This window comes from Streptomyces griseomycini (assembly GCF_014203535.1).
Lineage (GTDB): Bacteria > Actinomycetota > Actinomycetes > Streptomycetales > Streptomycetaceae > Streptomyces > Streptomyces griseomycini.
In genome coordinates this window covers 141740-155113 of the sequence record NZ_JACHJI010000009.1, presented here as the reverse complement: position 1 = coordinate 155113, position 13374 = coordinate 141740, and the positions used below count along the sequence as shown (strand labels likewise).

The following is a 13374-nucleotide window of genomic DNA, read 5'->3' as shown; positions in this document are numbered from 1 at the left end:
TCAGCGAGCCGGTGCCGGAGCCCCTTCCCCCGCGTCCGAGGGGGAGGCGTCCGGCTCGGTTCCTGGTCCGTACCGCGGCTCGTGCTGCCGCTGCCGTGGAATTCGCTCACCCGCGGAAGTCTGGCATCCCGCACTGACAACCGGGGAACGCGTGCCGGAGGAGGGTGCCGTGACCGGTGTGCGGCGGGGCAGGAGCCGGGACTTGACCAGGTCGGCGTACCGCACCACGGCCGGGGTCAGCAGCAGTCCGGCGCCCATGACCGCGGCCCCCGCGGCCGCGTCGAGGAAGTAGTGGTTCGCCGTGCCCATCACCACGATCGTGGTCACCAGCGGGTAGACCACGGCGGCCGTCCGCGTCAGGAGCGAGCCGTTGCCGTACCGCCACAGGACCACCCCGCACCACAGCGCCCAGCCCACGTGCAGGCTCGGCATCGCCGCGTACTGGTTGGTCATCCCGCCCAGGCCCCGCGGGGCGCTCGCCTCGCCGCCCCACCAGCCCCAGGAGCTGTAGTGGGCCATCGTGTCCACGAAGCCGTGGCTCGCGTCGAGCAGCCGGGGCGGGCAGGTGGGCAGCAGGGTGAAGCCGATCAGGCCGATGAAGGTGGACGTCATCAGCCAGGTGCGGGCGGCGCGGTAGCGCACCGCGCGGGACCGGAACAGCCAGACCAGGATCGCGGGCGTCACCAGGTAGTGCAGCGACGCGTACCAGAAGTCGGCCGGTATGCCCAGCCACGGTTCCCGGGTGAAGAGACGGTTCAGCGGGTGCTCGGCGTTGAGGTACAGGGCCTTCTCGATGCGCAGGATCGCCAGGCCGTGGTCCACCGCGTCGGAGACGTCGCCCCGGACGACCAGCCGCCCCGCCGAGTAGCAGGCGTACACCAGGAGGATGAGCGGCAGCTCGGTCCACCAGCGCAGCCGGGTCGCCGGGGCCGCCTCGATGCCCGGTGTCTCGGTGTGCGGCATCCGATCGCCCTCCCCCTTCGTTCTCGCGCGGCGCGCGTCGGCGGCCAGCCACTCTACGGTGTGCGCGCCTCCCGTGAGACGCCTTCGGCCCTGATAGACGCCGAGATCGCCCGCCGGGTTGCCCGCGACCGGGGTGCGCGATGATGGAGGGGTCCGCCCGCGAACCCCACCCGGAAGGTCTCCCATGGCACCGCGCATCCTGCTGGCCCGGCACGGACAGACCGCCTGGTCGCTGTCCGGCAAGCACACCGGCAGGACCGACGTGCCGCTCCTGGAGGAGGGCCGACGGGGCGCCAAGCTGCTCGGCGAGCGCCTGCACCGGGCGCCGTACGACGGGCTGCCGGGCGTCGAGGTGCGCACCAGCCCGCTGGCACGCGCGCGGGAGACCTGCGAACTCGCCGGCTTCGGCGAGCGCGCCCACGCGTGGGACGCGCTCGTGGAGTGGGACTACGGGGCGTACGAGGGCATGACCCCGGCCGAGATACAGGCCGGCCGCCCCGGCTGGCTGATCTGGCGCGACGGCGTCCCCGAGGGGGAGACCCCGGCCGAGGTGGCGGCCCGCGCGGACGAGGTGGTGGCCTGGGCCCGCTCGGCCGACCGGGACGTGCTGGTCTTCGCCCACGGGCACGTCCTGCGCTCCATCGGCGCCCGCTGGCTGGGCCTGCCCCTCGACTTCGCGGCCCGCATCCGCCTCAACCCGACGTCGCTGTCGGTCCTGGGCTGGGCGTACGGGGAGCCGGCCCTCGAGAGCTGGAACGACCTGGGACACCTGACGCCCTGAGGAGCGGCCGCCGCCGCGCGGGGGCCGCTCACACCACGCGGGGGAACGAGGCGTGACGGTCCAGGAACGCCGAGACGCCCGAGGCGCGGCGGTGCGGGAGCAGGACGCGGGACGTGCCCGCCAGCATCGTCTGGATCCGGGACGACTGGACCTCGGCCAGCAGGTCCAGCACCCGCATCCCGGCCTGGGCCGCCTCGTCGGGGCGTCCGCCGCGGGCCAGGTCGTCCGCCAGTTCCGCCGTGTACAGGGCGATGTTGCGGGTGAAGTGCGGGTCCTGCAGCTCCGCCGCCCGCCGCGCGTGCCGGGCCGCGCGCGGCCAGTCGCCCAGCGTCGACCAGCACTGCGCCTCCAGGCCCTCCAGTTCGGCCTCCCCGTAGAAGCTCATCCACTCGGGGTCCGCCTCCGAGGGGCCGCGCTCGAAGTAGGCCTGTGCCCGGGCCAGGGCCTGCTCGCAGCCCGTGCGGTCGGCGAGTCCGGCCCAGCCGCCCGCCTCGCGCAGCGCCAGCAGCGACATCAGCCGCGGCGAGCCGAGCGACCGTGCCACCCGCTGTGCGGCCTGCGCCGCCCGCACCGCCTCCCGGGGCCGGCCCGCGTCCCGCGCGAGGAACGCCGTGTTGCAGAAGGCGTGCGCCTCCAGGCCCGGGTCCCCGGTCACCCGCGCGGTCGCCAGCGCCTCCGCGTAGTGCGAGCGCGCGTCGTCGAAGCGGCCCGAGTCGTGGGCCAGCCAGCCCACCGAGATGGCCAGTTCACCGGCGCCCGCGTACAGCCGGTCCGCCGTCCGCTGCCGGGTCGCACCGGCGTCCAGCAGCGCGTAGGCGGCGCGCAGGGGTGCCGCCGCACGCCGGTAGAGACCGTCGGCCCCGTGCCGGTCGTCCAGCAGCCGGATCCGGCGGACGGCTTCCTCCAGGGCGCCCGCGTCGCTCGCCCCGGCGCGGCGCACGGCGCGCTGCGCCGCCGAGGCGTCCGGGGCGATCCCGAGCGGGCCCAGTGAGGCGGCGGCCACCGTGGCGCCTCCGCCGGTCATGAATGCGCGACGCAGCACGTCGCTCTCCTCGTGGTCGTACGTGTCGTACCGGTCCTGCGTGTCGTACGGCTCGTCCGCCGCGCCCGTCTCACGCGCGGCGTCCCGCGCCCTGCGCCCGCGGACCGACGAGCGGGGCGCGAAGCCCAGGTCGGTCAGCGTGCGGCCGGGGAACATGTGCAGGAACACCCGTTCGTAGGCGTAGTTGGGGCAGCGGATCTCGCCCGCCTCCACCCGGTGCACGTACCGCGCGTCGCAGCTGACCCGCTCGCCGATCTCGCGGGCGGCCCGGCGGACCGCCGCGGCGAACTCGGCCGGCGAGCGCGGTCCGCGCAGTTGCCGGAAGACGAGGTTGGGCCGGGGTGGCCGGTCGGGCTGGGACGAGGGCACCGTTGACGACGCCATGGCCGGGTCCTCTCTGCGAACCGTCGAACCATGCCGGATTCGGGACGAGTTGGTCGATTGCCGAGTGTCGTCCTGTTTCCGGCGGGCAAGAACGTACCTGCTGTGACGGAGCCGCCACGCGGAGTTTGGCTACAAACCGGATATCTCAGCCGCGATCTGCCATGATCTGCCATCCTTTGCGGCGCACTCGTGCCGTTGCCGTTGACGATCCGGCGCGTTGAACCCCGTGGACCGGGAGGCCCCCGACTCCCGACCGCTCGTCTTCAGGCAGGGGTGTGTGTGGTGGAGGCCGGGATGGTGACCAGCCAGAGCAACGATCCTCCGGCGCCGCCGGGTGTGTCGGCGGCCGGACGCGCGGCGACCGCCGGAGGCGGTGCTCCGCCCCTCGCGCCGCCGGGGTGCGACGTGGTCACGGTCCCGGCACGGCAGGGCCTGGAGGCGGTCGACATCCTGCGGCGCGGGGCCGGGGACGCGGTGGGGCCCGTCCTGCACGACGGCGGCGGTGACACGCTCGGCTTCCTGGTGCCGCCGGGGACGGCCGCCGCCTGGGACGTGCCGGGCAGCACCTGTACGGAGACCGACGGCCGCGGGCTGCGGCCGTCCCCCGAGCCGCCGGTGGAGGGCTCGGACTGGCTGCTGCCTCCCGGGGACGCGGACCCGGCGACCGACCCCGCGGTGCTGCGGGCGGCGCTGGACGAGGCCCAGCGGCTGATCGAGGCGGCGGACAGCTGCCGCTGACGGCCCCCGCGCGACGGGCGGCCGGCCGCCCGTCGCCGCCCTCGCCGACGACGGCCGGCGGTGCGGTGCCCGGCCGGTGAGCGGGGCGAGCCCGACCGGGAGCAGGGCGGCGGAGGAAGGCGCCGGGGCCGGCCCGGTGCCGGAGCACGGGTGCGGAGGCTCTGCCGCCGGGCCGGGGCGGTGGGGATCAGCCGCGACGGCCGGCAGCGGCCGCGACCAGTCCTGCCGTCAGGGCGACGAGACCGACGGCCAGGACGGGGAGGCCGGGCCCGGGCAGGACGTACAGGGCCGAGCCGACCGCGGCGAGCACGGCGCCGACGGCTGCGAGGACGGTGCCGGCGCGCCGTCCGGTCCGGGCGTTCCCCGCCGACGACGGACCGGGCGAGGGGGAGTGCCCACGGCGGGCAGCGCGCATCCGGGCCTCCTGGGCGGCGGTCTCACGGGTGCCCGGCCCGTCGACGCCGACCGGCTCCGGCACACCCCGCACATCGTGGCACGCTCCCCGCGCACCGCCCGCCGCGGCCCCGGCAGGACCGCCCGGCGGACGGCACCGGTGGCCGCTTGGGACAATGCCCCCATGGGAAGGTCCAGGAACGCCGGGCGCAGGCAGGGCGCCGTCGAGGTCGTCGAGCAGGTCGACGGGGGGCTCGCCCAGCTCGTCCCCGACCGGGACCGGCCGCGGGCCTGGACGCTGCTGGTCGACGGCGCCCCGCAGTCGCACGTCGACCTGGACGACCCCGCCCACCTCTCCTTCGAGTACCAGCGACGGCTCGGCCACGTCGTCGACCTCGTCGCCCCGTCCGGCAAGCCCGTGCACGCCGTGCACCTCGGCGGCGGCGCGTTCACCCTCGCCCGGTACGTCGCGGCCACCCGCCCCCGCTCCACCCAGCAGGTCGTCGAGCGGGACGCGGCGCTGGTGCGACTGGTCCGCCGCGAGTTGCCGCTGGCCCCCGGGGACCGGATCCGGGTGCGTTCGGCGGACGCCAGGGAAGGGCTCGCCAAGGTGCCGGACGGATGGGCCGGCCTCGTCGTCGCCGACGTCTTCAGCGGGGCCCGGACACCGGCCCACCTGACCTCGACCGAGTTCCTCGACGACGTCCGCCGGGCCCTCGCGCCCGGCGGGGTCTACGCCGCCAACCTCGCCGACGGACCGCCGCTCGCGCATCTGCGCGGCCAGATCGCCACCGCCGCCGCCCGGTTCGCCGAGCTCGCGCTGGTCGCCGACCCCGCGGTCCTGCGCGGCAAGCGCTTCGGCAACGCCGTCCTGGTCGCCTCCGACGCCCCCCTGCCGATCGCCGAGCTGACCCGCCGCGCCGCCTCCGACCCGCACCCGGGCCGGGTCCAGCACGGCAGGGACCTCACGGACTTCACCGGCGGGGCGGTCCCGGTGACCGACCTGGCGGCGGTGGCGTCACCCGCGCCGCCCCCCTCGGTGTTCCGGTGACCGGCCCCGGCCCCGGTGACGAGCCGCTCGGCCCGGTCGGTCCGGTCAGTAGGTCCCGACCTCCACGCGGGGCGGCCCGTCGTGCCAGGTGCAGAAGACCGACACCCGGTCCGCGCCCGAGGCGAACTCCACCCGGATCCACGTCTCCGTCTTCCACACCTGCATCGACCAGCCCGCCCCCGGCGTCGCCGACACCAGGGACGCGGAGGTCCCGCCGAGGTCGAAGACCGCCCGCCCGCCGTCGGTGTCGTAACTCCTGACCCGGCCGGAGGCGGTGGCGGTGGCGGTGGGGGAAGGGGAGCGGGTGGGTGCGGGCGCGGACCGCGAGGGCTCGGGGTCCGGTGCGCGGGACGCCCCGTCCGGCGTCGGGGACGGCTCCTGCGGGGCCCGGGAACCCGGCGCGTGCGACGGCCGCCGCGTCGAGGACGACACCGGCCTCGACTCCTGCGCGGCCGCGTCGGCCGCCGCGACGGGCAGGGCGCGGGGCGGGGTGTAGGCGGTGCCCGCCATCACTGTGCTGACACCCCACCACGACAGCGTGACGGCCGCGCCCGTGGCGAGCAGCCAGGCCAGTACGTGTACGAGTCCTCTGCGCATCGTCGGCCATACTGCCTCACCCGCCCCACGGGTGTCGCGCCCGCGGGGGGTCCGGAGTTGTCCACAGGCCCGCACGGGGCCCGCCCGCCATGGCGTACGGTGCGGCCCATGGCAAGTGTTCTCGTGGTCGAGGACGACCAGTTCGTACGTTCGGCGCTGATCCGGCAGCTGACCGACGCCTCGCACACCGTGCGCAGCGTCGGCACGGCACTGGAGGCGCTGCGCGAGGTCGCCCATTTCCGCTTCGACGTGGTCGTCCTGGATCTCGGACTGCCCGATCTCGACGGGTCCGAGGCCCTGAAGATGCTGCGCGGCATCACGGACGTACCGGTGATCGTCGCCACCGCCCGCGACGACGAGGCGGAGATCGTGCGGCTGTTGAACGCCGGCGCGGACGACTACCTGACCAAGCCCTTCTCGGTGGAGCACCTCTCGGCCCGGATGGCGGCCGTGCTGCGCCGGGCCCGGTCCGGCGGCCCGGAGAGCGCGCCGTCCCCCGTGCTCCGGGTCGGCGGACTGACCGTCGACCCGCTGCGCCGCCAGGCCGAACTGGACGGCGTGCGGCTCGACCTGACCCGGCGCGAGTTCGACCTGCTCGCCTTCCTGGCCGGCCGGCCCGGCGTGGTCGTGCCCCGCAGGGAACTGCTCGCCGAGGTGTGGCAGCAGTCCTACGGCGACGACCAGACCATCGACGTCCACCTGTCCTGGCTGCGGCGGAAGCTGGGGGAGACCGCCGCGCGGCCGCGCTACCTGCACACCCTGCGGGGCGTCGGCGTGAAGCTGGAACCGCCCGCCGCCCCCCTGCCCGAAGGGGAGCCGCCGCGATGAGGTGGGCGCTGGTGAAGGTCTCGCTGGCGGTGACCGCGATGGTCGTGATCGCGTTCGCGGTGCCGCTCGGGCTGGTCATCCGGGAGATGGCCCGCGACCGCGCCTTCTCCAACGCCGAGCGGGAGGCGGCGGCCATCGCCCCCGCCCTGTCCATCACCACCGACCGCGACCAGCTCGAGCGCGTCGTCGCCTCCGCCGGCTCCGACGCCGCCATGGCCGTGCACATCCCGGCCGGCGACGGCGGCGAACCCCTCGACATAGGACGCCGGCGGACCGCCGCCGAGGACATCGCGATGGTGCGGGAACTGGGGCGCGCCTCCACCTCCACGGTGCCCGGCGGCTCGACGCTGCTCCAGCCGGTCGCGCTCAGCAGCGGCGAGATCGCCGTGGTCGAGGTGTTCGTCCCCGAGTCCGAGGTCACCAACGGCGTCGGCACGGCCTGGGCGGTGCTCGCCGGGGTCGGTGCCGCGCTGATCCTCGGCTCGGTCGCGGTCGCCGACCGGCTGGGCGTGCGGATGGTGCGGCCCGCGCGGCGGCTGGTGGAGGGGGCGCGAGAGCTGGGGGAGGGCAAGCTCGGGGCCCGGGTGCCCGAGGACGGGCCGACCGAACTGCGGCTGGCGGCGGTGGCGTTCAACTCCATGGCCGACCAGGTCGTCCAACTGCTCGCCAACGAGCGGGAGCTGGCCGCCGACCTGTCCCACCGGCTGCGTACCCCGCTGACCGTGCTGCGGCTGAACGCCGCCTCCCTCGGCGACGGGCCGGCCGCCGAGCAGACCCGGGCGGCGGTCGAGCAGCTGGAGCGCGAGGTGGACACCATCATCCGCACCGCCCGGGAGGCCAAGCCGCAGACGGCCGCCGCCGGTCCCGGCTCCGGGTGCGACGCGGCCGAGGTGGTCCGGGAGCGGATGGCGTTCTGGTCGGCGCTCGCCGAGGACGAGGGCCGCAAGTGGCGGGTGGCCGGGGCGGACCGGCCGGTGCGCGTCCCCGTGGCCCGCACCGACCTGGCCGCCGCCCTCGACGCCCTGCTCGGCAACGTCTTCCGGCACACCGCCGAGGGCACCGCGTTCGCGGTCGACGTGCACAACGGCGACGACGCGGTGATCGTGCTCGTCTCCGACGCGGGGCCCGGCATACCCGACCCGGAGGCGGCGATGGCCCGCGGCCGGGGCTCGGGCAGCGACGGCTCGACCGGGCTCGGCCTGGACATCGTGCGCCGGCTCGCCGAGTCGACCGGCGGGGACGTGCGGATCGGCTCGTCGGTGCTCGGCGGGACCGAGGTGCGGATCTGGCTCCAGCTCGACGGACGCGGGCGGGCACCCGGACGGCGCGGTCACCGCGGGAGCGTCCGCCGGCGCCGGCCCGGCCGTCTGGTCCCGACCTTTAACCGCCCCCGATCCCTTCCTTAAGCGCGCCCTAAGATCCCCGACGGCCTCCCGGATCGGGAAGTTCGTCCGGTTCCGGATCGCTAGCGTGCTGCCGCACCGCATCCCCCGAACAGCAGCGAAGGCAGGCACGTGATGAGCACGCACCGGCGCAGGACCAGCGGCAGGAACAAGGCGATCGGCGGCGTGGTCGCCGCGGCCGTGGCCGGCGGCGGCGCGTTCCTGTTCACCGGCACCGCCCAGGCGGCCGGCGTCGGCGCGGCGTACACGAGGACCAGCGCGTGGTCGACCGGGTACACCGCCCAGTACGTGGTGACCAACAACAGCGGCGAGCGGGACGAGGACTGGACGCTGGAGTTCGACCTGCCCGCCGGCACCGAGCTCGGCTCGCTGTGGAACGCCGAGTCGGAGGTGAGCGGCCGGCACGTCACCGTGCGCCCCCCGAAGTGGGACACCGACGGCCTGGCCGCCGGCGAGTCGGTCACCGTCGGCTTCGTCGCCAAGGGCACCGGCGAGCCGACCGGTTGCCTCGTCGACGGCGCCGAGTGCTCCGCGGACGGCGGCCCGGCCCCGGAGCCCAGCGGCCGCCCCACCGAGGCCCCTACCCCGACCGGGCAGCCGACGCCGACCGGGGAGCCGACGGCGACCCCCACCCCGAAGCCCACGGAGAGCACCGGCGGCGGCACCCCGGCCACCGCCCGCTTCGCCCCGTACGTCGACACCTCCCTCTTCCCGGCCTTCGACCTCCTCGCGAGCGCCGAGGCGACCGGGGTGAAGCACTACAACCTCGCCTTCATCACCGACGGCGGCGGCTGCACGCCCACGTGGGGCGGCGTGAGCGACCTGGGGAGCAACGCGGTGGCCGCCCAGATCGGCGCGCTGCGCGCCGAGGGCGGCGACGTCCGGGTCTCCTTCGGCGGCGCGGCCGGCTCCGAACTGGGCACGACCTGCACCTCGGTGGACGCGCTGGCGGCGGCGTACGGAAAGGTCGTGGACGCCTACGACCTCACCGAGGTCGACTTCGACGTCGAGGGCGGCGCACTGCCGAACGCGGCGGCCAACACCCGCCGCGCCCAGGCCATCGCCAGGCTCCAGAAGGACCACCCGGACCTGGACGTCTCCTTCACCCTCCCGGTGATGCCGGAGGGCCTGACCCAGGACGGCGTGAACCTCCTCGCGGACGCGAAGAGGAACGGCGTGCGGATCGACGCCGTCAACATCATGGCGATGGACTACGGCCCCGCCTACAGCGGTGACATGGGCACCTACGCCGAGCAGGCGGCCACCGCCACCCAGGCCCAGCTCAAGGGCGTCCTCGGGCTGAGCGAGGACGAGGCGTGGAGGACCGTCGCGGTCACGCCCATGATCGGCGTCAACGACGTCGTCACCGAGGTGTTCGAGGTCGACGACGCCACCCAGCTGGTGAACTTCGCCGAGGCCAAGGGCCTGGGCTGGCTGTCCATGTGGTCCGGCACCCGCGACCGGCAGTGCCCCGGCGGCACCAAGCCCTCCGCCGACGCCACCTGCAGCTCGATCCTCCAGGACGAGTTCGCCTTCACGAAGGCGTTCGCGGCCTACGAGTGAGCCCCCGCCGCACCACGGAGAAGCGTGTGCCCCGGCCGGTTCCCCATCCGGCCGGGGCACACGTGGTCCGGTGGCAGGACCGGACCATCCCCGCACGGGGCGCGGCACTCCCCTAGGGCACCGCGCCCCGTCCCCCGCTTCCGGAGAGGGCTCAGACGCGCTCGGGTTCGGGCAGGGTCCCCGACTTGGCAGCCCGCGCGTACCACAGGGCGCTGGACTTCGGGGTCCGCTGCTGGGTCACGTAGTCGACGTACACCGCGCCGAAGCGCTTGTCGTAGCCGTACGCCCACTCGAAGTTGTCCATCAGGGACCACAGGAAGTAGCCGCGCACGTCGGCGCCGTCGGCGATGGCCCGGCGGACCTCGGTGAGGTGGCCGTGCAGGTAGGCGACGCGCTCCGGGTCGTGCACCTTGCCGTCGGCGTCGGGCTTGTCGTCGTAGGCCGCGCCGTTCTCGGTGATGTAGAGCGGCAGGCCGGGCGCCTCGCGGTGGTAGCGCATGATCAGCTCGTGCAGGCCCGTCGGGTCGACGGACCAGCCCATCTCCGTCTGCTCGCCCGGCGACTGGTGGAAGGCGACGTCGTCCGCGGCGGGCCACGGCGAGTGGGCGCTCGCCCCGTGGCCGTCGGCCCGCGGTCCCTTCGCGTCCGGGTCCGCCGCCGACACCAGGGTGGGCGTGTAGTAGTTGAGGCCGAGCGCGTCCAGCGGCTGGTGGATCAGGTCCAGGTCGCCGTCCTGGATGCACGACCAGTCGGTGAGCGACGAGGTCGCCTCCAGCAGGGTCTCCGGGTACGCGCCGTGCAGGATCGGGCCGTGGAAGATGCCGCTGGACAGGTCGTCGATCTTGCGCGCCGCCGCGACGTCCGCCGGATCGCTCGGCGAGAGCGGCCGGACCACCGAGGAGTTGAGGCTGATCGCGACGGAGTTGCGGGCCGGCATCACCGAGCGCAGCGCCTTGGAGCCCAGGCCGTGCGCCAGGTTGAGGTGGTGGGCGGCCCGCAGCGAGGCCGCCGGGTCGGTGCGGCCGGGGGCGTGCACACCGGAGGCGTAGCCCAGGAAGGCGCTGCACCACGGCTCGTTGAGCGTGATCCAGTGCTCCACCCGGTCGCCGAGCGCCTCGCCGACGATCTGCGCGTACTCCGCGAAGCGGTACGCGGTGTCGCGCTCCGGCCAGCCGCCCGCGTCCTCCAGCTCCTGCGGCAGGTCCCAGTGGTAGAGGGTGACGGCGGGCTTGATGCCCTTCGCCAGCAGCTCGTCCACCAGGCGGCGGTAGAAGTCGAGGCCGCGCTGCACGGCGGGGCCGCGGCCGGTGGGCTGCACCCGGGACCAGGAGACGGAGAAGCGGTAGGCGGTCAGGCCCAGCTCCGCCATCAGCGCCACGTCCTCGCGGTAGCGGTGGTAGTGGTCGACAGCGATGTCACCGGTGTCGCCGCCGGCGGTCTTGCCCGGCGTGTGGCTGAAGGTGTCCCAGATGGACGGGGTCCGTCCGTCCTCCCGCACCGCACCCTCGATCTGGTACGCGGAGGTCGCGGCGCCCCAGAGGAAGGCGGGAGGAAAGGTCACCGGGGTCGCCGGCGTGGCGGAGTCAGACATGGAAGCGCTCCCATAGGAGGTCGTGGAAGACCGACGAGTAAGAAACGGGGGAGGAGAGGAGGGGCCGAGGCGGCGGTGACCCGGCCCCAGGGGGACTTCGGACGAGCGGGGTCAGCCCTTGACGGCGCCCTGCATGATGCCGCCCACGATCTGTTTGCCGAAGATCGCGAAGACCAGCAGCAGGGGCAGCGTGCCCAGCAGCGCACCCGCCATGATCAGGGACTGGTCCGGGGTGAAGCCGCGGCCGAGACCCGCGACCGCGACCTGCACGGTCGGGTTGCCGGTCTGGGTCAGCACCAGGAACGGCCACAGGAAGTCGTTCCAGGTCTGCACGAACGTCAGCATGCCGAGCACGGCCATCGCCGGCCGCGCGGCCGGGAACACCACGTGCCACACCACGCGCCAGCTGCTCGCGCCGTCGACCCGGGCCGCCTCGATGACCTCGTCCGGCAGCGCCTGGAGCAGGTACTGCCGCATGAAGAACACGCCGAACGCGCTCACCAGCGACGGGAAGATGACCGCCTGCAGCTGGTCGGACCAGTCGAGCTTGGCGACCATCATGTACAGCGGGATGATGCTGAGCTGCGGCGGCACCATCATCGTGCCGATGACGATCAGCATCAGCGCGTTGCGGCCCTTGAAGCGCAGCTTGGCGAAGGCGAACCCGGCGATCGTCGACAGCACGACGATGGTCACCGCCGAAGTGCCCGCCACGATCGTGGTGTTGAGGAACGCCTCGCCGAGGTTGGCGTCCTTCCAGGCGATCTCCAGGTTCTTGAACAGGTTGGAACCGAACCAGAACGGCGGCGGGTTCTGCGCCAGCCGCTGGTTGTCCCGGGAGGCGGCGATCGCGGTCCACACCAGCGGGAACAGCGACACGATCGTGAACACGATCAGGATCGCGTACGCGATCGGACCGCCGTGCAGCGTTCCGCCGGCCCGCGCCGACTTCGGCAGGCGCGGACGCTTGGCCTCCTTGGCGGGCGTGGTCTCGGGGGGCGTCACAGTCGTCGTCACGGCCACAACTCCTTAACTGCTGGCGCGCAGCCGGCGCGAGATGAGCTGGTTGATGATGCCGATGACGATCAGGATCGCGAACATCGTCCAGGCGATCGCCGAGGCACGGCCCAGGTGCTGGTTCACCCAGCCCTGCTCGTACAGGTACAGGCCGAGCGTCTGGAACTGGTGCTCCGCGCCGCCGGACGCGCCCCTGTTGGCGTCGAACAGCAGCGGCTCGCCGAAGACCTGGCTGGCGCCGATCGTGGAGACCACCACCGTGAACAGGATGGTCGGGCGCAGCGAGGGCAGCGTCACGTGGATGAACTGCTTCCAGCGGCTGGCGCCGTCCAGCGCCGCCGACTCGTACAGGTCCTGCGGGATCGCCTGCATCGCGGCCAGGTAGATCAGCGCGTTGTAGCCGGTCCAGCGCCAGATGATGATCGTCGAGACGGCGATCTGCGAGGGCCACTTCTCGCCCTGCCAGTCGATCGGGTCGATCCCGATCGAGCCCAGCGCCCAGTTGATCATGCCGTAGTCACGCCCGAAGAGCAGCACGAACACCAGGGCGGCGGCGGCGATCGAGGTGGCGTACGGCGCGAGCATCGCGACCCGGTAGAAGGTCGAGGCGCGCAGCTTGTAGTTGAGGATGTGGGCGATGCCCATCGCCATCATCAGCTGCGGAACGGTGGAGATGATGCCGATGGTCAGGGTGTTCTTCGCCGCGTTCCAGAAGAAGTCGTCGTCGAAGATCCGGGTGTAATTCTTCAGCCCGACCCAGTTCATGTCGGTCGGGGAGGTCAGCTCCACCTGGTGCAGCGAGGCCCAGCCGGTGTAGATCAGCGGGAACAGGCCGAAGGCGGCGAACAGCAGGAAGAACGGCGCGACGAACGCGTACGGACTCCAGCGCACGTCGCGCTGCCAGCGGCGGGACAGCCTGGCCCGGCGCTGCTGTTCCTTGTCCGTGGGGGAGCCCCCGGGCGAACGGCCCGGGGCCGCGCCCCCCTTGACGGGGGGCGCGGCGGTGTCGTGGCGGGTGGCCAT

Annotated in this window: 13 protein-coding genes; 6 read left to right on the top strand and 7 right to left on the bottom strand. The window is 74.1% G+C overall.

Annotated features, from left to right (window positions below; genetic code table 11):
• Positions 1-963, bottom strand: coding sequence for a phosphatase PAP2 family protein (locus FHS37_RS25175; RefSeq protein ID WP_184825131.1), 963 nt, complete (start codon positions 961-963; stop codon positions 1-3).
• Positions 964-1147: 184 nt separating this feature from the next.
• Between FHS37_RS25175 and FHS37_RS25170 the strand changes: the two genes are divergently transcribed.
• Entirely contained in the window at positions 1148-1744 is a 597-nt protein-coding gene (locus tag FHS37_RS25170; RefSeq protein ID WP_184825129.1) for a histidine phosphatase family protein, read from the top strand.
• 28 nt (positions 1745-1772) lie between these two features.
• Here FHS37_RS25170 and FHS37_RS25165 read toward each other — a convergent pair whose 3' ends face one another.
• On the bottom strand, positions 1773-3170 hold the full coding sequence (locus tag FHS37_RS25165; RefSeq protein WP_184825127.1) for an NsdA family TPR-like regulatory protein: 1398 nt from the start codon (positions 3168-3170) through the stop codon (positions 1773-1775).
• Between the two features lie 294 nt (positions 3171-3464).
• Here FHS37_RS25165 and FHS37_RS25160 point away from each other — a divergent pair, with 294 nt between their 5' ends.
• Positions 3465-3908, top strand: a complete 444-nt coding sequence (locus tag FHS37_RS25160) for a hypothetical protein (RefSeq protein ID WP_221500272.1) — start codon at positions 3465-3467, stop codon at positions 3906-3908.
• Positions 3909-4095: 187 nt separating this feature from the next.
• On the opposite strand, the gene FHS37_RS25155 is transcribed toward FHS37_RS25160, so the two are convergent.
• A complete protein-coding gene (locus FHS37_RS25155; protein WP_184825493.1) occupies positions 4096-4386 on the bottom strand; it encodes a hypothetical protein in 291 nt (96 codons plus the stop codon).
• A 99-nt stretch (positions 4387-4485) separates the two neighbouring features.
• Here FHS37_RS25155 and FHS37_RS25150 point away from each other — a divergent pair, with 99 nt between their 5' ends.
• A complete protein-coding gene (locus FHS37_RS25150; protein WP_184825123.1) occupies positions 4486-5352 on the top strand; it encodes a spermidine synthase in 867 nt (288 codons plus the stop codon).
• 45 nt (positions 5353-5397) lie between these two features.
• On the opposite strand, the gene FHS37_RS25145 is transcribed toward FHS37_RS25150, so the two are convergent.
• Complete coding sequence (locus FHS37_RS25145; RefSeq protein ID WP_184825121.1) at positions 5398-5949, bottom strand: hypothetical protein; 552 nt, start codon at positions 5947-5949, stop codon at positions 5398-5400.
• A 108-nt stretch (positions 5950-6057) separates the two neighbouring features.
• Here FHS37_RS25145 and FHS37_RS25140 point away from each other — a divergent pair, with 108 nt between their 5' ends.
• The 3 genes from FHS37_RS25140 to FHS37_RS25130 all read left to right on the top strand — a co-directional run bounded on the left by FHS37_RS25140 (position 6058) and on the right by FHS37_RS25130 (position 9743).
• Positions 6058-6777, top strand: coding sequence for a response regulator transcription factor (locus FHS37_RS25140; protein WP_184825119.1), 720 nt, complete (start codon positions 6058-6060; stop codon positions 6775-6777).
• The gene (locus FHS37_RS25135; protein ID WP_184825117.1) at positions 6774-8183 is read left to right on the top strand and encodes a sensor histidine kinase; all 1410 of its coding nucleotides are present in this window, start codon (positions 6774-6776) and stop codon (positions 8181-8183) included. Before FHS37_RS25140 ends, FHS37_RS25135 begins: the two co-directional genes overlap by 4 nt.
• A gap of 111 nt (positions 8184-8294) precedes the next feature.
• Positions 8295-9743 (top strand): glycoside hydrolase family 18 protein, encoded by a 1449-nt coding sequence (locus tag FHS37_RS25130; protein ID WP_184825115.1) that lies wholly within the window; start codon positions 8295-8297, stop codon positions 9741-9743.
• A gap of 151 nt (positions 9744-9894) precedes the next feature.
• Here the strand turns inward: FHS37_RS25130 and FHS37_RS25125 are convergent, their stop codons facing one another.
• From FHS37_RS25125 to FHS37_RS25115, 3 genes are all read right to left on the bottom strand, one after another.
• Entirely contained in the window at positions 9895-11334 is a 1440-nt protein-coding gene (locus FHS37_RS25125; RefSeq protein WP_184825113.1) for a GH1 family beta-glucosidase, read from the bottom strand.
• 111 nt (positions 11335-11445) lie between these two features.
• The gene (locus tag FHS37_RS25120) at positions 11446-12351 is read right to left on the bottom strand and encodes a carbohydrate ABC transporter permease (protein WP_184825111.1); all 906 of its coding nucleotides are present in this window, start codon (positions 12349-12351) and stop codon (positions 11446-11448) included.
• Positions 12352-12363: 12 nt separating this feature from the next.
• On the bottom strand, positions 12364-13374 hold the full coding sequence (locus FHS37_RS25115; RefSeq protein ID WP_184825473.1) for a carbohydrate ABC transporter permease: 1011 nt from the start codon (positions 13372-13374) through the stop codon (positions 12364-12366).

What these genes read in the sequence shown, in the direction of transcription:
- FHS37_RS25175 (WP_184825131.1), bottom strand. Translation starts at nt 963, where the DNA reads ATGCCGCACACCGAGACACCGGGCATCGAGGCGGCCCCGGCGACCCGG.
- FHS37_RS25170 (WP_184825129.1), top strand. Translation starts at nt 1,148, where the DNA reads ATGGCACCGCGCATCCTGCTGGCCCGGCACGGACAGACCGCCTGGTCG.
- FHS37_RS25165 (WP_184825127.1), bottom strand. Translation starts at nt 3,170, where the DNA reads ATGGCGTCGTCAACGGTGCCCTCGTCCCAGCCCGACCGGCCACCCCGG.
- FHS37_RS25160 (WP_221500272.1), top strand. Translation starts at nt 3,465, where the DNA reads ATGGTGACCAGCCAGAGCAACGATCCTCCGGCGCCGCCGGGTGTGTCG.
- FHS37_RS25150 (WP_184825123.1), top strand. Translation starts at nt 4,486, where the DNA reads ATGGGAAGGTCCAGGAACGCCGGGCGCAGGCAGGGCGCCGTCGAGGTC.
- FHS37_RS25145 (WP_184825121.1), bottom strand. Translation starts at nt 5,949, where the DNA reads ATGCGCAGAGGACTCGTACACGTACTGGCCTGGCTGCTCGCCACGGGC.
- FHS37_RS25140 (WP_184825119.1), top strand. Translation starts at nt 6,058, where the DNA reads ATGGCAAGTGTTCTCGTGGTCGAGGACGACCAGTTCGTACGTTCGGCG.
- FHS37_RS25135 (WP_184825117.1), top strand. Translation starts at nt 6,774, where the DNA reads ATGAGGTGGGCGCTGGTGAAGGTCTCGCTGGCGGTGACCGCGATGGTC.
- FHS37_RS25130 (WP_184825115.1), top strand. Translation starts at nt 8,295, where the DNA reads ATGAGCACGCACCGGCGCAGGACCAGCGGCAGGAACAAGGCGATCGGC.
- FHS37_RS25125 (WP_184825113.1), bottom strand. Translation starts at nt 11,334, where the DNA reads ATGTCTGACTCCGCCACGCCGGCGACCCCGGTGACCTTTCCTCCCGCC.
- FHS37_RS25115 (WP_184825473.1), bottom strand. Translation starts at nt 13,374, where the DNA reads ATGGCCACCCGCCACGACACCGCCGCGCCCCCCGTCAAGGGGGGCGCG.